The following is a 16,427-nucleotide window of genomic DNA, read 5'->3' as shown; positions in this document are numbered from 1 at the left end:
AGTCCGATCGTGAGCGGGGCAGAGCTGGCCGACCTCGTCGGGAGGGTCGGCCCGGTCCTCGTCTTCTTCGTCGCCATCACCGTCGTCGCCGAGATCGCCGACGCCGCAGGTGTTTTCGACGTCGCAGGGCACTGGACCGCTCGTGCCGGACGGCATCGGGTGGCGCTGCTGTGGTTCTTGTTCGTCCTGCTGGCTGTCGTCTGCACGATCTTCCTGAGCCTGGACACGACAGCTGTTCTGCTCACCCCGGTAGGGCTCGCGATCGCAGCGCAGCTGGGGATCTCGCCACTGCCGTTCGCCATGACGACGCTGTGGCTGGCCAACACCGCCAGCATGCTGCTGCCGGTCTCCAACCTGTCGAATCTCCTTTCCCTGCACCACTTCGAGGAGCTCGGGGTCGGTCACGCCGGGTACGTCCGACTCGCTGCCGCACCTGCGGTGGCAGCGATCCTGGGGACCCTCGTCGTGCTGTGGGTCTTCAACGGCAGGAACCTCCGCGGGCGCTACGAGCTCGACGCTCCCCCCGAACCGCACGACACGGTGATGCTGCGAGTCGCCGGTGGGGTGTGCCTCGCGGTGGGCCCGCTGTTCGCTCTGGGCCTGTCCCCTGCGTGGGTGTCGTCCGCGGCGGCCGTGGTCCTGCTGGTCGCCGTCGCTGTGCGTGACCGCCCGCTACTGCGTCGTCTGTCGGTCCCGTGGCAGATGGCCCTGGGCGTCGCGGTGCTGTTCGTCGTCATCGACGTCGCGCTGCGCCACGGGTTGCAGCCGGTCCTCGAGTCGCTGGCCGGCACCGGTACGGCACCGATGGACCTCGCACGGGTGGCTGGCAGCGGGGCTCTCACCGCCAACGTGGCCAACAACCTGCCGGCCTACATCGCCCTCGAGTCGGTGACCTCGGATGCACCACAACGCCTGATGGCACTGCTGATCGGCGTCAACGTCGCACCGCTCGTGACGCCCTGGGCCTCTCTGGCCACGCTGTTGTGGGCGCAGCGCTGCCGCGCGCGAGGGCTCACCGTCAGCCTGTGGCGTCTGGCCGGCCAAGGTCTTGTCTGCGCAGTGGTTGCAGGTGCCCTGTCGGTCGCCGCGCTGGCCGGGCTGTCCTGACCCACGCCTCAGGAGCCCTGATGGAGCGAGGAGGTCCACGCGCTTCTCGGTTGGGACTGACGCCCGACGAGTCCGTGGCTGCAGGGATGCCGCGTCTGCACCTGTCCACCGTCGCACGCCACCAGGCCATCGTGCAGGGACCGCCGGGCGGATGGAAGATGGCTCCATGTCCCGGGCCGCCCAGCACCGCTTTCGGCTCACCACGCCAGGTCGCCGCGTGATGCGCGCCCCCAAACCTGACGTCGTGCTAGGAGTGCTCGAGTCGCTTCCCCGAGACGGCACGGCCCTTCTCGGGAGCATGGACGAGGCAGAGGTCTACATCCAGGTCTGGCTTCGTCCTGATGGGACCTACCAGCTCGAGACACGGCAAGGCTCGGTGAACACTCACGAGCAGACACGCACGGTGTCACGCGAGCGTGTTGCTGCCGCCTTCACCGGCTGGCTGGAGGAGCACAGCGGCGACGGCGACGACGGTTGGCGTACGCCGTTCCGCTGGAATCAGATCGGCAGCAGCCTGTGAGCACGGCGCGGGCGCAGGATGGTGGTGTTGAGCACGGGCGCCTCGGTGGTGCGCTACGGCCAGTAGCTGGACGAGGCACGCAGTGGGCGCATCTTCTGGCGCGTGGCGTCCGTGACGCAGTTGGTCCTGTTCGTGGGGCTGCCATTCGCGTTGGTGTGATCCGTATGGGATCGGTCGGACCTCGACCGCGCCGACCCAGCCAGGCTGGCGTTGATCCTCTCGGTGGCGCTGGTGTCCTGGTGGTGCGCACTCGTCTGGCAGAGCTCGGTCCGGGCCATGGCGCGAAGCCTCAGGTCCTCTACTCCGCTCCGCGACGAGGGTGAGGACAGAGACGGATCCTGACGTCGGCATGACCCTTCGCCTCGCCGTGTACTGGGTGTCCGGACAGGACGGACATGAAGTCACTGTGGGTCGCCGGTCAACTTCTGCATCTGCCGCTGATGATGTCTTGGGTCGCCTGACCTGCGGGTACGTTGCCATCATGCTGCTCCCTCTGGACCAGGCCTTGGAGGCGACGAGTACCGGTATGACCGAGCTCCAGCGCACCACGACGGTGGGACTCCTGAGACCCGGTCTGCCACCCGAGCAGACCCGCGCCCTGCTCGCTGAACGCGGGCTGGTCCCGTCCGCAGAGCCGGAGGGTCGAGGAGAGGTGATCCACTTCCGGATCGACGAGTCAGAGCAACCGGTGGAGTTCGCATCCATCTCACACATGGTCAACACCACGGCCGCTGCATACTCGGAGCAGGTGTACTTCATCGACGAGGACGGCTACCTGGAGATGGACGACCTGGCGTTCTCCCGGGTCGCGAGCCGCCTCAACCCCGACGTCGCGTGGTGGCAGGATTAGCGCCGTCCTGGGCGAATGCTCCGCAGCGCATGCGACGCTCAGAGCACGTGAACGTCAATCAGCTCCACCGCTCCACCCGCGGTGATCTCGCCCTCGGCGCAGAGATCACTCGGGGACTCCTCGGTCGTCCACAACGGGACCACGACCGAGGCCGTGCCATCCTCACGCTGCAGGAAGTCCGTCAGGGGGTGGTCCCAGATGGCCTCAGGTTGTGTGGTCAGGTCGGCACCCGACGCACCGTAGTCGCGAACCCACACCAACAAGTCGGGTCGGTCGCCCTGGACCAGCGACTTCAGCGCGGCCCGTACGGCTGGTCGGTGTCGCTCGGGAATCGTGCCCACGCCACGACGGTAGAGGATCCACCCATGGCTGGGCGACCGCGATGCAGTCCGCCCTCAGCGGTCGAAGGCCCAGCGCATCTCCCTCGGCGGTCGGCCGGTGTCGACGATGGCGCGCACGTCTGCGAGGGCGTCGGCCAAGGGCACGGTGTCCGCATCGTCGTAGGTGTCCTCCTGCCCGTTGTCCAGGACGTACCCGCCGCTCGACCCCGCGTCACCGGGAGAGACAGCATGCTGCCCCGGATCGCCCGCGCGTTCCATCAGCACGATCATCGCCCGGGCGCCGTTGGACACGAAGGTCAACAGGCATCCGGTGTCGCTCTGGAGGTACGTCGTCAGCAGGCCTTGGTCGACACGTGTCTGAAGGAGCGCACTCGCCGCGCTCCCGTCGAGGAGCCGGTCGTCTTCGAGGACCCTCCACCCCTGCGCCATGCAGGGACGCTACCGCCATCGGCATTTCGCTGCCGTGCTCATCTCGTGCAAAGGCGTGCTGGCCGAGTCAGCCGGGCAAGCCTCGGAGCAGGTCCTCGATGATGTCCTGCGGGTCCTCGAGGCCGACCGAGATGCGCACCGTGCCGTCCGTGATGCCGACCGCGGCCCGCGCCTCGGGAGCGAGTCGACGGTGGGTCGTCGTCGCCGGGTGGGTGACCATCGACTTGGCGTCGCCGAGGTTGTTGCTGATGTCGACGACCCGCAGGGCGTTCATCAGCGCGAAGGCCTCGTCCTTGCCGCCGTCGAGCTCGAACGTCACCACCGTGCCTCCGCCCAGCATCTGCCGACGGGCCAGCTCGTGCTGCGGGTGGGACGGCAGCCACGGGTAGACGACCTTGGTCACCGAGGCATGTGCCTCGAGCGCCTGCGCGACGGCCAACGCATTGGCCGCCTGCTGACGGACCCGCAGGCTCAGCGTCTCGAGTCCCTTGACGAGCACCCAGGCGTTGAACGGCGACATCGCCGGACCGGTGTGCCGCATGAGGTTCTTCACGGGTCCGTTGACGAACTCCGAGGTGCCCAGCACCGCCCCGCCGAGGGCGCGGCCCTGTCCGTCGATGTGCTTCGTGGCGGAGTAGACGACGACATCGGCGCCGTGCTCCAGGGGGCGGGAGAACACCGGTGTGCCGAAGACGTTGTCGACGACGACCTGGGCACCGGCAGCGTGCGCGAGGCCGGACACGGCCCGCATGTCGACGAGCTCCTGCATGGGGTTGCTGGGGGTCTCGAAGAAGACGGCCTGGGTCGGGACCGAGAGCGCCTCGCGCCACTGGTCGAGGTCGGGCCCGTCGACGAACACCGTCTCGACGCCCCAGCGCGGCAGGATCTCGTCGAGGATGACGAAGCACGAGCCGAACAACCCGCGCGACGACACGACCCGGTCACCCTGCCCGAGCAGAGCGGCCAACGCGACGAACACGGCCGACATGCCGGACGCCGTCGCGAAGCACGCCTCAGCACCCTCGAGCTGGCGCAGCCGCTCCTCGAACATCGACACCGTCGGGTTGCCGTACCGCGAGTAGATGAAGTGGTCGACCTCGTCCTTGAAGGCTGCCTCGGCCTGCTCGGCGCTCTCGTAGACGAAGCCGGAGGTGAGGTACAACGCCTCGGAAGTCTCGTCGAAGTTGCTGCGGGACAGGCCTCCCCGCACTGCTACCGTGTCGGGCCGGAATGCTGCGCCCTCGCTCATCCCTGCCTCCAGGGCAGGCCCGAATTCTTCCACCCGGACACTGCGCGGTGCCCCTGGTCGTCGTGCGGACCCTCGAACCCCTCGGTCACGTTGTACGACGGCTCCAACCCGGCAGCAGTCGCGGCCTCAGCAGCTGCGACAGAGCGCACCCCCGACCGGCAGAGGAAGTACACCGGGGCGCCGTCGGGCAGGCCGGCGTCACGCAGCTGCTCGACGAAGTCGCCGTTCACCGCACCGTCCGGGAAGCGTTGCCACTCCACGCAGATCACCTTCTTGCCGAGCTCGGTCAGGTCGGGCAGCCCGACGTAGTTCCACTCGGCACTGGTGCGCACGTCGACGAGGACCGCGTCCTCGTCGGCCGCCAACGCGGCATACGCATCGTGGGGGGCGACGTCTCCGGCGTAGCTCATGCCCCCAAGGGTAGGCCGGGGCGCCACATGGCGAGACTGCGCGGCCACATCGTGGTCGCGGAAGGACCGTCCCCTAGGTGCGGTTGGTGAACGCCACCGACACGTTGCCGTCGGGCCACACCTCGAGCGCGGTGAGCGAGCCCGGTGCCGCGGCGAGCCGCCAGATCTTGTCGTGCGGGATGCCCAGGACGTGCGCGAGGACGACCATGATCGGCTTGCGGTGGCAGACCACGACCGTGGTGCCCCCCGCGGCAACCACCCGCTCGTACGCGGCCAGGACCCGCTCGGCCAGCTCGAGGTGGGTCTCCCCGCCGGGACGGGCGTATGCCGCGTCGTTGCGCATCAGCGCCAGCTCGGCGGGCTCGTCGCGAGCCAGGTCGTGGACGCTGACGCCGTCCCAGTCGCCGAAGTCCTGCTCGTCCCAGTCCTCGTCGCGCTCGGCGTCGACGCCGATCGTGGCAGCGACGGCGGCCCCGGTCTGCACCGCCCTGGCGAGGGACGACGTGACGACCCTCGCCGCGCTGCCGCCGAGCAGGTGGGCGACGGCGGCACCGGCTGCGCGGGCCTGCTCACGACCTGTCTCGTTGAGCGACGGATCTGATCCGCCTCGTCCGTCCAAGCGGGCGTGGGTGGTGAAGTCGGTGACGCCGTGGCGCACCAGCACGAGCCGGGTCGGGGTCCCCCGTCCGGCCGCGGGGGGCAGCGCCGCCGTGGCGGGGTTCGGGTCGATGATCTCCTCGACGAGCTCGTCGGCCGACGCGTCGACACCCACCGCGGGCGTCTCCTCGAGCATGCGGTCGATGTGGCGACCGTCCATGCCGTCGTTGGACAGCGCGTCGGCGTCCTTGTTCTTCTCCCGCGGGATCCACGTGTAGGAGACCGAGCCGCCGCCGCGGCTGATCAGGGCAGCGAGCTCGCGCGCCTCGAGGGCGAGCCGACGCATGTCCTCGTGCTTGATCTTCCAGCGACCCGACATCTGCTCGACGACGAGCTTGGAGTCCATCTTCGCCTCGACCTCGGCGCCGGGGTCGATGCGCTGGGCCGCCCGGAGCCCGGCGATGAGGCCTGAGTACTCAGCGACGTTGTTGGACTCCTTGCCCAGGGGGGCAGCGCCCTCCCAGAGCACCTTCCCACTGGCACGGTCACGGACGAGGGCGCCGTAGCCGGCGACCCCGGGGTTGCCCCGGGAGCCGCCGTCGGCCTCGACGACGAGCTGGCGACCCACCGGTCAGAGGCCGGACTCGGACGTGCGCACGAGGATGCGGCGGCACTCCTCGCAGCGCAGCACCTCGTCGTCGGGAGCAGCCTTGATGCGGTTCATCTCCACGTTGTTGAGCTCGAGCTGGCAACCACCGCAACGGCGCTGGCGCAGCGCAGCAGCAGCCAGTCCCCCGGTCTGCGTGCGGATCTTCTCGTAGAGCGCGACGAGGTCGGCACCCACCCCCGCCACGGTGTCGGCACGCGGCGCGGCGACCTTGGCGGCCTCGGCCTCGAAGTCCTTGAGCGCGTCGTCCTTGGCAGCGGTGGCGGCCTCGAGCTCGGTCGCGAGCGCAGCGCGCTCGGCCTCGAGCCGCGTGACCTCGGCCTCGACCCCCTCGGCCCGCTCCATGACCTCGATCTCGACGTCCTCGAGCTCGGCCTGTCGACGGTTCAGCGAGTCGAGCTCGTGCTGGAGGGCCTGGAGGTCCTTGGCGGTGCCGGTGCCGGCATCGAGCCGGGCCCGGTTGCGGGCGGCGCGGTCGCGCACGAGCTGGACGTCGGTGTCGGCCTTGGAGACCTCACGCTGCACGTCCCCGAGGGCGGTCTGGGCCCGAACGAGGTCGGAGTCGAGGGCAGCTGCGCGCTTCTCGAGCTCGGCGAGCTGTGCTCGCTGCGGCAGGTTCTTGGTCGCGTGGGCGATCTGGTCGAGACGGGTGTCGATCGCCTGCAGGTCCAGGAGCCTCCACTGACGGGACGGGTCGGCTTTCAGGACGTACCTCCGGGCGGCTCGGCACCGACGACGAAGGTCCACGGGTCGGTGCGCAGTGTGGAAATGTGAGTCTCCACTCTAGAGGCCGCCGGGTGCGCCTCGGCAAGCGCGGTCTCCAGCCGCTGTGCCGCCCCGGCCAGCCACAGCGACTCGGTCGCCCAGTGCCCGGCGTCGACGAGGTACGGCGTGCCGCCGCGGGCCTCCTCGCGCGCCTCGAGGACCGGGTGGTGGCGCAGGTCGGCGGTGACGAAGACGTCGGCTCCGGCGGCGCGCACGTGGTCGAACATGTCGTCGCCCGCTCCCCCCATGACCGCCACCCGCTGCACCCTCGCGTCGGGCGGCCCGGCGACCCGTATGCCGCCCGCGGAGGCCGGCAGGGCGGCATACAGGGCGGTCGTGAACTCGGCCAGGCTGATCGGCGCCGGGAGCTCCCCCACCCGCCCGAGGGGCTGGCCCTCGACGGTGGCGAGCGGCGCGACGTCGGTGAGCCCGCACGCGGCGGCGAGGGCGTCGTTGACACCGGGCTCCGCGACGTCGGCGTTGGTGTGCGCGACCCAGAGCGCGATGTCGTGGACGACCAGGGCCGTGACGCTGGCCCCCTTCGCGGTCGAGGTGGCGACGCTGTGGATCCCGCGAAGCAGGAGCGGGTGATGGGTCACGAGCAGGTCGGCTCCGAGGGAACGCGCCTCGTCGATGACGGCCAGCGTCGGGTCGACCGCGAAGTGCACGCGTGTGACCGGCTGGTCGAGGTCACCGGACACCAGGCCCACCTGGTCCCAGGACTGGGCGGTCGACGGAGGGTAGAAACCCTCGAGGGCGCGGACGACGTCGGCGAGGGTGGGGTGCACGTGGGCCCGGCCGGGCTCGAACCGACGACACCCGCGGTGTAAACGCGGTGCTCTACCAACTGAGCTACAGGCCCCTGCGGGTCCGGTCTGCCGGACGACGCGGCGCCATTGTGTCAGGTGCGTCCGGGTGCCGGGGATATTGCGCCGGGGCGGCGCGTTGTGCGGATTTTCCTTCCCAATCCCTTCCAGCGGGTGCAAGATGCCCCCCATCGTGATCTCTCGCCGAGAGAGGTCCCTGCACCCGGCCGTCTCAGGCCGGGTCAGAACATGGAGGAAAAATGACTCATCGCAGGATCACGGGGCGTGCACTCCGGGCCGCCGCGGTGGTTCCGACGTTCGCGCTCGTCGCCACCAGCCTCGCGGCTGTCGGCGCAGCGGGCACCTCGTCGGCAGCACCCGCACCCGCGCCGGCCAGCCCCAGTGCTGCCGCAGGGGGCAGCACGTACCTCAACACCGTGGCCCCCCAGGTGGAGCGTGCCTTCGGCACCGACACCCGGGCCACGAAGGACAAGAAGGTCCTGGCTCGCCAGGCCGCCGCCCTGGAGAAGGCGCAGAAGTTCGACGCCAAGAACTCCAAGGGGTACCCCGTCGCCGCCCGCGGACTGGCCAAGGTGGAGGCCCAGTCCCTGCGCACCGGCGAGAACCCGGCCGACATCAAGAGCCGCTACAAGCAGGCGCCGTCCATGCAGAAGGCGAAGCTGCTGACGATCCTCGTCGAGTTCAACGACCAGGCCAACGACGACTTCCGGTCGTCGTACGTGCCGTCCGAGTTCGGGTCCGACACCTGCGTCAAGGGCAACGTCCAGAACGGCCCGAAGCACAACAAGATCCCCAACCCGGCGACCGCACCGCTGCTGGACAACAACTCCATGTGGGTCAAGGACTTCTCGTCCGCGCACTACAACACGATGCTCTACACCAAGACCGGCATCACCCAGCGCGTCCGCACCGACCTCAAGGGTCCTGACGGCAAGCCCGGCTTCGACATCTCCGGCTACACGATGAAGAACATGTACGAGGAGATGTCCAAGGGCGCCTACACCGTCGACGGTGCAGCCACCCCGTGGATCACCGTGCCCCACTCGGAGGCCTACTACGGCGCCACGCGCTGCTACCAGGACGACAAGGGCAACTGGACCTACGACGCGATCCAGGACATGCAGGGCCACCCGAGCAACAAGCTCGGCGCCGGCCAGCTGCCCATCGACGCCGTGGCAGCCCTCGCCAAGGCCCAGCCGAACTTCCCCTGGGCCGACTACGACATCGAGGACCAGGGCGACCTGGACGGTGACGGCAACTACTACGAGCCCGACGGTGTCATCGACCACGTCGTGCTCGTCCACGCCGGTGAGGACAAGTCCGGTGGCGGTGGCGCCGAGGGCACCTACGCCATCTGGGCGCACTCCTCGGCCGTCGCCGGTGGCGCTCCGGTCCCCGGGACCAAGCTCAAGCTGAGCAACTACATCGTGCAGCCCGAGGACTCCGGCGTCGGCGTCTTCGCCCACGAGTACGGCCACGACCTCGGCCTCCCGGACCTCTACGACACCGCCAGCGGTGGCGACTCCGACGTCGACTTCTGGGACCTGATGAGCTCCGGCTCGCACTCGGGCCCGATCTTCCAGTCGATGCCGACCCACATGGGCATCTGGGACAAGTGGGTGCTCGGCTGGGCCGACCCGCTCGTCGTCAACCCCGGTGACCCGCGTCGCTCGGTCCTCGTCGGCCAGGCCTCGCGCACCCCGCGCGGCACCCAGGACGGCATCAAGATCAACCTGCCGACCAAGGTCATCACCCTCGCCACCCCGCACAGCGGTTCGAAGATGTGGTTCTCGAGCGGCGACCAGGCGTGGGCGGACAACTCCCTGACCCGCTCGGTGACCGTGCCCGCCGGTGCGACCGACGCGAAGTTCTGGATGTGGAACAACTACTCCATCGAGGAGGACTGGGACTTCGGCTTCATCGAGGTCTCGGCCGACGGTGGCAAGACCTGGACCGAGCAGAAGGTCTACAACACCGCCGGTGAAGAGGTCTCGACCTCGGACACCTACGCCGACCCGAACGGCAACCTCGAGACGTTCGGCAACAAGAAGTACGGCCTCACCGGTGCGACCGACGGTTGGGAGCACCACTACGCCAAGGTGAGCGCCTACGCCGGCAAGACCATCTCGGTCCGCCTGCGCTACGCCACCGACGCCGGCTTCGAGGACCGCGGCTGGTTCGTCGACGACCTCTCCCTGACCAACGGGGCAGCGACCGTCTGGAGCGACGACGCCGAGGCCAACCACGGCTGGACGGCCACGGTCGGGACCTTCGTCGACACCTCGGGTGCCGGCTGGATCCTCGACACGGGCACCCAGAACAAGGCGCAGTACTACCTGGTCGAGTGGCGCAACTTCGACGGGTTCGACAAGGGCCTGCAGTACGCCTACGACACGACCTACCAGGCCGAAGGCGCCTGGAAGGTCGAGAAGATCAAGTACAACGCCCCGGGTGCGCTGGTCTGGTACCGCGACACCACCTTCGGCAACGCCAACCACGTCCTCAACAACCTCTCGGCCCTGCCGAGCGAGGGCGCCAAGGGCGGCCTGCTCATCGTCGACAGCCACTTCGACCCGCTGCGCCGCACCGGCGCCGCGGCAGCCCTGGACCCGACCAGGCTGAAGAACCTGCCGTCGCGTCCGCAGTCGTCCAACGCCGCGTTCAACCTCGTCGGGACCTACCCGTTCAAGGAGTGCGTGACGGACGACGCCATCACGAAGGAGGCCTGCAACACGTACCCGAAGCAGGCCGCGGTGCGGACCTTCACGGACAACCAGGGGTGGTACCCGGGCCTGGAGTACCGTCCCGACCTGGACGCGAAGAACCCGTACTTCTACCGCGACGCTGACGCCTCGACCGTGGTCCCGTCCAAGGGCAACAAGCCCTACACGATCCGGATCACGGACAAGAACGGCAAGCTCCTGCCCTCGCAGTACGGCGACGGGCTCGGCACCGGCAACCCGGCGGACTCGAAGGTCGGCTTCGGCACGACCGTCACCGTCGCGATGACGATGCAGAACAACCAGATGGCGCGGCTCATGGTGACCCCGCCGAAGAAGTAACCGGCACAGAACGACACAGGGCCGGTATGCCGCACCCGCGGCATACCGGCCCTGCTCTGTCCGTGGGCGGCCGGGAGGCGGTCCTCCCCCGCTCGCGCGTCGGACGAGGCTCGCGCGCGTCAGACGAGCTCGCGCAGCGCCTCGTGGTACCCGGTGAAGTCGCGGGCCTGGCCGATCTCGTTGACCAGGGACCAGCGGACGACGCCCTCGCGGTCGATGAGGAACGTGCCACGCACGGCGGCCCCGGCCCCCTCGTGGAGCACGCCGAAGGACTGCGCCACCGCGCCGTGCGGCCAGAAGTCCGACAGCAGGGGGAAGAAGTACCCCTCCTTGTCGGCCCAGGCGCGCTGGGTGAACATGTGGTCGGTCGAGATGCCGAGCACCTGGACGTCGTCGGAGACGAACGCACCGAGGTTGTCGCGGATCTCGCAGAGCTCGCCCGTGCAGATGCCCGAGAAGGCGAACGGGTAGAAGACGACGACGACGCACTTGTCGCCGCGGAACGAGGACAGCGTGACGTCCTGGCCGTTCTGGTCCTTGAGGGTGAAGTCCGGGGCGGCGGCGCCGACGGCGAGCGGTGAGGTCATGGCTGGCAGTCTGCCAGCGAACTCACCGACGGGCTGACTTGGGGGCGACGAGCCTCGTCGCGGTCCAGTCCTCGCAGGCGTTGACGGTGCCGGACGTGTGGAGCCCACCGGTCGTGGCGGCCTCCTCGATGTCGCTGGCCTGGACGTGGCCGGGGCGCCCCGCCTTGGGGGTGAGGATGACGATGAAGGCACCGTCAGCCAGGTTGGTCAGGGCATCGACGACGGCGTCGACGAGGTCGCCGTCGTCCTCACGCCACCAAATCAGGACGGAGTCGGCGACGTCGCCGTAGTCCTCGTCCTCGAGCTCGGTGCCCGTGAGGTCCTCGATGGCGAAGCGGAGGTCGTCGTCGACGTCCGAGTCGTAGCCGAATTCCTGGATCACCTGACCTGCGGTGAACCCCAGACGGTCGGCCCCACCGTGCGGCGCCGCCTGTGCGGACGTGCTCACGTGCTTCTCCTGTGTCTCGTCGTCGACCTTGCTGGTCGGGAACTGTGGCGCACAGTCCACTCTGTCCGGGCCGATTGCGCAACCAAACTCACCAGAATCGTCGCAGATCAGCCGCGATGTGGACCTGTCCGCCCACGGCGCGGCCCCCGGGCGGGCGGGTTAGGGTCGGCCCATGGCCACCTCCCCCGACGTCACGAGCAGCGATCCCCTGGCGACGGCGGACCCCACGGGGGCTGCCGAGGCGCACGAGCCGAAGCAGTGGGCGGCCGGTCTGCCGGCCGTGGCGAACTCGTTCCGGCACGGCGTCGAGCAGATGGGGCTGCCCCGCACGGCTCGCGTGTTCGGCCGGCTCAACCAGGACCAGGGGTTCGACTGCCCCTCCTGCGCCTGGCCGGACCCCGAGGCCGGCGACCGCCACGTCGCGGAGTTCTGCGAGTCGGGCGCCAAGGCCGTCGCGTGGGAGGCCACCAAGCGCCGCGTCGACCGGGACTTCTTCGCCAGACACCCGGTGTCCGCCCTGCACGAGCAGAGCGAGTGGTGGCTGGGGCAGCAGGGTCGTCTCACCGAGCCGATGTACCTGCCCGCCGGCGGGACGCACTACGTCCCGGTGACGTGGGGCGCCGCCAACGAGATCATGGCGCGCCACCTCAAGGCCCTGCCGACACCCGACGATGCCGTCTTCTACACGTCCGGGCGCACGAGCAACGAGGCCGCCTTCCTCTACCAGCTCATGGTCCGCGCCTTCGGCACCAACAACCTCCCCGACTGTTCCAACATGTGCCACGAGTCGTCGGGCACGGCGATGAGCGAACAGATCGGCATCGGCAAGGGCGCGGTCACCCTGGAGTCGATGGAGCAGGCCGAGCTCATCGTCATCGCCGGGCAGAACCCCGGCACCAACGCCCCGCGGATGCTCACGCACCTCGAGAACGCCAAGAAGAACGGCGCCGTCATCGTCGCCGTCAACCCGCTGCCCGAGGCCGGCCTGATCCGCTTCAAGAACCCCCAGACCCCCCGCGGCATGGTCGGCCCCGGAACCGCGTTGGCCGACGACTACCTCCAGATCCGGCTCGGTGGCGACCACGCCCTGTTCCGCGCGGTGGGGCACCTGCTCGTCACCGCCGAGGACGCGGCCCCGGGCACCGTCCTCGACCGCGCCTTCGTCGAGTCCCACACCGCTGGATACGAGGAGTATGCAGCGGCGGTGCGCGAGATCGACTGGACCGCAACGCAGCTCGCGACGGGACTCGACCGCGCCGAGATCGAGGCGCTGGCGCAACGGTTCGTCGAGTCGAGGGCCACCGTCGTCTGCTGGGCCATGGGGCTGACCCAGCACGTGCACGCGGTCAACACCATCCAGGAGGTCGTCAACGTCCTGCTGCTGCAGGGCAACATCGGCAAGCCGGGCGCCGGCCCGTGCCCGGTGCGCGGGCACTCCAACGTCCAGGGCGACCGCACCATGGGCATCTGGGAGCAGATGCCGCAGACCTTCCTCGATGCCATCGAGGGCGAGTTCGGATTCGCTCCCCCGACCGACCACGGCGTCGACGCGGTCGCGACCGTGCAGCGGTTGCGCGACAAGGCGGTCCGGGTCTTCTTCGGCATGGGCGGCAACTTCGCGATGGCCACCCCCGACACCCCCGTCGTCCACGAGGGTCTGCGCGCCTGCGACCTCACCGTGCACGTCTCGACCAAGCTCAACCGCTCGCACACCGTCACCGGCACCGAGGCGCTGATCCTGCCGTGCCTGGGTCGCACGGACCGGGACGCGACGCCGCGCGGCCACCAGGGCGTCACCGTCGAGGACTCCCAGGGTCAGGTCCACCTCTCCGAGGGTCGGCTCGACCCGCCGTCGGACCAGTGCCGCTCGGAGGTCGCCATCGTGACCGGCCTGGCCGAGCACCTCGTGCCGGACGTGGGCTCGGTCGACTGGCACGCCCTCGGCGAGGACAACGACCTCGTGCGGGACCACATCTCCCGGGTGGTGCCGAGCTTCGAGGACTACAACGCCCGCGTCCGCCAGCCCGGTGGCTTCCTGCTCCCCCACAAGCCGCGCGACAGCCGCGAGTTCGACACCCCGTCCGGCAAGGCTGAGTTCCTCGCCCGTGACGTGCCGATGCTCGAGCTCCCCGAGGGCCGCCTCCTGCTCCAGACGATCCGCAGCCACGACCAGTTCAACACGACGATCTACGGCCACGCCGACCGCTACCGCGGCATCAGCGGCAACCGTCGCGTGGTCCTGGTCAGCCCGGAGGACCTGCACCGCCTCGGCTTCCACCAGGGCGAGGTGGTCGACGTGGTCAGCGAGTTCGAGGGCACCGAGCGGCGCGCCGAGGGGTTCACGCTGGTGTCCTACCCGACGGCCCGGTCGTGCGCCGCCGCGTACTACCCGGAGACCAACGTGCTCATGGCCGCCGACCACGTCGCGCTGCGCTCGAACACGCCGGTGGCCAAGGCGCTCGTCGTCCGCCTCGAGCGCCGCTGACCGACCCCATAGCCGTATGGCGCGTCGCGCCGCTGCCCATGCGATGCGTCAGGTCCGACGCATCAGGTCCGGCGCCGGGCGAGACCCGAACGCCCGACCTGCTCCTCCAGGAGTCGTTCTGCCTCGGCCAGGTCGAGGTGGGATGCCACGGGGCTGACCGGCCCCGGTGTGGACACCAGCGTCACCGAGGCCACCCCGCGCGAACGTTCGAGCGGCCCCTGGGACAACCGCAGGGACTGCACGCGGGCATGCGGCACGAACTGCGCCACGCGCCACCAGCGACCGCGACGGGTCACCAGCACCTCGGGCGCCACGGTGTAGCCCAGGCGTCGCCACCCGACCGGGTCGAGCCGCTTGGCCCGGGTCGTCGCGGTCGTGAAGCCGTGTCCGGGACCGTCCCCGAGCATCGCGGCGGTCGCCACCTCCCGCGGGAGGCCGGGCAGGACCAGGACGAGGACCTCGATCGCTTCCTCGACGGTCCCGACCGGAAGCAGCACCGTCTCGGTCGCATCCTCCCCCTGGGCAGCGCCGGCCACGTTCATCCGCAGCCGCCACCACCCGGTGAGCCGCCAGGGCAACGGCTGACTCGCCTCGACCGCCTGGATCCGGTGCAGCGGAACGGTCGTCGCGCGAAGGTCGGTCAGGCCGTGCCGGATGCGCAGCCGGTCACCGCCGTGCAGGAGCTCGAAGTTGCCCTCGTGGAGCAACCGCTTGACCACGGTGCTCCCCACCGCGAGCGCCGCGGGACCCAGTCCGGCGACGGCCCCGCCGATGGAGGCGATGACAGCCCCGAACAGCGCCAGCGCCATCAGCACCAACGAGAGACTCTGGCCGCTGAAGAGGATCGCCTGCACCACCCGGGCGTTCGGCACCTTGACCACGCGTTGCCCCACGTGGGACGGCTCAGCCGCAGCAGCGGTGGGCGCCTCGTCGAGCACGCCGCCCGGGTCGTCGACCCTCAGGCGGCCACCGTCGACCCGGCTCGCCAGCGACAGCAGCTGCTCACGGACCTGCTGCGCCTGGGAGTCGGCGAGGAAGGACAGCTTCAGCTGGGCGTCCTTGCCACCGGCCGACTGGACGACGACCTCGGACAGCCCGGTGAGGCGGGCGAGCAGCGGCCGGCCGACGTCGACGGCCTGGATCCGGTCGAAGCGCACCTGTCGGTGCTGCCGGAACACGAAGCCCGTCCGCAGCTCGATCAGGGTGCCGGTGACGCGGTAGCGGGAGAACCGCCACGACAGCCAGGCCCCGGCGACGATGGCGAGGAGGACCCCGAGCACGGCGAGCGCGGCCCACCCGAGGTGTCCACGGGTCGGGTCGTCCCGCTGCGCCCCGAAGAGGGAGTCGACCTGTTGCGACACGACATAGGCCACGACGCCGGCGAACGCGAGACCACCGCGCAGCAGCGGCGACAACGGGTGAAGGTGCGACCACGCCTGCTCCTGCGCCGGCTCCTGCGGGTGCTGCGCCGCAGTGGTCTGCGGTTCGGTCACAGGCCGGCCCGCTGAGACTCCCCGCGGGCGGCGAGCCGTTCGCGCAGCCGCTCGGCCTCCGCGGTCGGCAGGCCCGGGATCTGGCCCCCGCTCTCCGGCGACGCGGTGTGCAGCTCGACGGTCGCGAGGTCGAAGCGACGCTCGAGCGGGCCGGACTGGACGTCGACGTACTGCAACCGGCCGTACGGCACCGAGACGACGGTCCGGAACAGCCGTCCGCGTCGAACGACGAGCTCCTCGGTCCCCTCGATCCAGCTGATCGCCGAGACCTGGCGCCCCGCCAGCCACCACCCCCAGAGCCCGAGCCCCACCGCCAGCGTCGCGCCGAGCCAGAACCACGACCAGGCGAGGACGGCCAGCGGCACGAGCACGAGCAGCACCGGCACGAGCAGGACGGTCAGGGACACGCGGCGCACGGTGGCCAGACGCTGGGAGACCGGCTGCCACGACAGCCCGGCGTCGTCATACAGCCGGACCGAGGCGTGGCGCGGTGCGCTGCCTCGGTCCGGGTCCGTCTGCGCCGCCGCCACGGAGGTGGTCGGAGGCACCGGCGGTGCTGCTGGTGGGACGGCTGGGGGCGTGGAGCTCAC

The 16,427-nt window shown here is 70.1% G+C and carries 16 protein-coding genes and 1 tRNA gene; 5 read left to right on the top strand and 12 right to left on the bottom strand.

Going from position 1 to position 16,427, the window contains the following annotated elements; translation table 11 throughout:
- Window positions 1-9: 9 nt before the first annotated feature.
- The 3 genes from ABD286_RS16320 (at window position 10) to ABD286_RS16310 (ending at window position 2,477) form a co-directional block, all read left to right on the top strand.
- Complete coding sequence (locus tag ABD286_RS16320; RefSeq protein WP_344195368.1) at window positions 10-1,107, top strand: SLC13 family permease; 1,098 nt, start codon at window positions 10-12, stop codon at window positions 1,105-1,107.
- Between the two features lie 298 nt (window positions 1,108-1,405).
- Window positions 1,406-1,627: a hypothetical protein gene (locus ABD286_RS16315; protein WP_344195366.1), complete on the top strand. Its 222-nt coding sequence runs from the start codon at window positions 1,406-1,408 to the stop codon at window positions 1,625-1,627.
- Window positions 1,628-2,108: 481 nt separating this feature from the next.
- Window positions 2,109-2,477 (top strand): hypothetical protein, encoded by a 369-nt coding sequence (locus tag ABD286_RS16310; protein ID WP_344195364.1) that lies wholly within the window; start codon window positions 2,109-2,111, stop codon window positions 2,475-2,477.
- Between the two features lie 38 nt (window positions 2,478-2,515).
- On the opposite strand, the gene ABD286_RS16305 is transcribed toward ABD286_RS16310, so the two are convergent.
- The 8 genes from ABD286_RS16305 to ABD286_RS16270 all read right to left on the bottom strand — a co-directional run bounded on the left by ABD286_RS16305 (window position 2,516) and on the right by ABD286_RS16270 (window position 7,797).
- On the bottom strand, window positions 2,516-2,818 hold the full coding sequence (locus ABD286_RS16305; RefSeq protein WP_344195362.1) for a DUF7668 domain-containing protein: 303 nt from the start codon (window positions 2,816-2,818) through the stop codon (window positions 2,516-2,518).
- Window positions 2,819-2,872: 54 nt separating this feature from the next.
- Entirely contained in the window at window positions 2,873-3,247 is a 375-nt protein-coding gene (locus ABD286_RS16300) for a hypothetical protein (protein WP_344195360.1), read from the bottom strand.
- Window positions 3,248-3,314: 67 nt separating this feature from the next.
- A complete protein-coding gene (locus ABD286_RS16295; protein WP_344195358.1) occupies window positions 3,315-4,496 on the bottom strand; it encodes an O-succinylhomoserine sulfhydrylase in 1,182 nt (393 codons plus the stop codon).
- Window positions 4,493-4,906: a rhodanese-like domain-containing protein gene (locus ABD286_RS16290; protein WP_344195356.1), complete on the bottom strand. Its 414-nt coding sequence runs from the start codon at window positions 4,904-4,906 to the stop codon at window positions 4,493-4,495. The genes ABD286_RS16295 and ABD286_RS16290 overlap by 4 nt, the downstream gene beginning before the upstream one ends.
- A 73-nt stretch (window positions 4,907-4,979) precedes the next feature.
- On the bottom strand, window positions 4,980-6,131 hold the full coding sequence (locus ABD286_RS16285; protein WP_344195354.1) for a bifunctional RNase H/acid phosphatase: 1,152 nt from the start codon (window positions 6,129-6,131) through the stop codon (window positions 4,980-4,982).
- Window positions 6,132-6,134: 3 nt separating this feature from the next.
- Window positions 6,135-6,917 carry a zinc ribbon domain-containing protein gene (locus tag ABD286_RS16280; RefSeq protein WP_344195352.1) on the bottom strand — a complete coding sequence of 261 codons (783 nt, stop codon included), beginning with the start codon at window positions 6,915-6,917 and terminating at the stop codon, window positions 6,135-6,137.
- Window positions 6,872-7,723, bottom strand: a complete 852-nt coding sequence (locus ABD286_RS16275; protein ID WP_344195350.1) for a Nif3-like dinuclear metal center hexameric protein — start codon at window positions 7,721-7,723, stop codon at window positions 6,872-6,874. The genes ABD286_RS16280 and ABD286_RS16275 overlap by 46 nt, the downstream gene beginning before the upstream one ends.
- A gap of 1 nt (window position 7,724) precedes the next feature.
- Window positions 7,725-7,797, bottom strand: a tRNA-Val gene (locus ABD286_RS16270).
- Between the two features lie 204 nt (window positions 7,798-8,001).
- On the opposite strand from ABD286_RS16270, the gene ABD286_RS16265 reads away from it, so the two are divergent.
- Window positions 8,002-10,824 (top strand): immune inhibitor A domain-containing protein, encoded by a 2,823-nt coding sequence (locus ABD286_RS16265; protein WP_344195348.1) that lies wholly within the window; start codon window positions 8,002-8,004, stop codon window positions 10,822-10,824.
- A 119-nt stretch (window positions 10,825-10,943) separates the two neighbouring features.
- Here the strand turns inward: ABD286_RS16265 and ABD286_RS16260 are convergent, their stop codons facing one another.
- The gene (locus tag ABD286_RS16260; protein WP_344195346.1) at window positions 10,944-11,411 is read right to left on the bottom strand and encodes a peroxiredoxin; all 468 of its coding nucleotides are present in this window, start codon (window positions 11,409-11,411) and stop codon (window positions 10,944-10,946) included.
- A 22-nt stretch (window positions 11,412-11,433) separates the two neighbouring features.
- Window positions 11,434-11,859, bottom strand: coding sequence for a DUF3052 domain-containing protein (locus tag ABD286_RS16255; RefSeq protein WP_344195344.1), 426 nt, complete (start codon window positions 11,857-11,859; stop codon window positions 11,434-11,436).
- Between the two features lie 172 nt (window positions 11,860-12,031).
- Here ABD286_RS16255 and ABD286_RS16250 point away from each other — a divergent pair, with 172 nt between their 5' ends.
- A complete protein-coding gene (locus ABD286_RS16250; RefSeq protein ID WP_344195342.1) occupies window positions 12,032-14,344 on the top strand; it encodes an FdhF/YdeP family oxidoreductase in 2,313 nt (770 codons plus the stop codon).
- Window positions 14,345-14,406: 62 nt separating this feature from the next.
- Here the strand turns inward: ABD286_RS16250 and ABD286_RS16245 are convergent, their stop codons facing one another.
- Complete coding sequence (locus tag ABD286_RS16245) at window positions 14,407-15,837, bottom strand: PH domain-containing protein (protein ID WP_344195340.1); 1,431 nt, start codon at window positions 15,835-15,837, stop codon at window positions 14,407-14,409.
- A complete protein-coding gene (locus tag ABD286_RS16240) occupies window positions 15,834-16,427 on the bottom strand; it encodes a PH domain-containing protein (RefSeq protein ID WP_344195338.1) in 594 nt (197 codons plus the stop codon). Before ABD286_RS16240 ends, ABD286_RS16245 begins: the two co-directional genes overlap by 4 nt.

This window comes from Pedococcus aerophilus, assembly GCF_039532215.1.
In the GTDB taxonomy this organism is placed as follows: domain Bacteria; phylum Actinomycetota; class Actinomycetes; order Actinomycetales; family Dermatophilaceae; genus Pedococcus; species Pedococcus aerophilus.
This window is presented reverse-complemented; position numbering and strand designations above follow the sequence as displayed.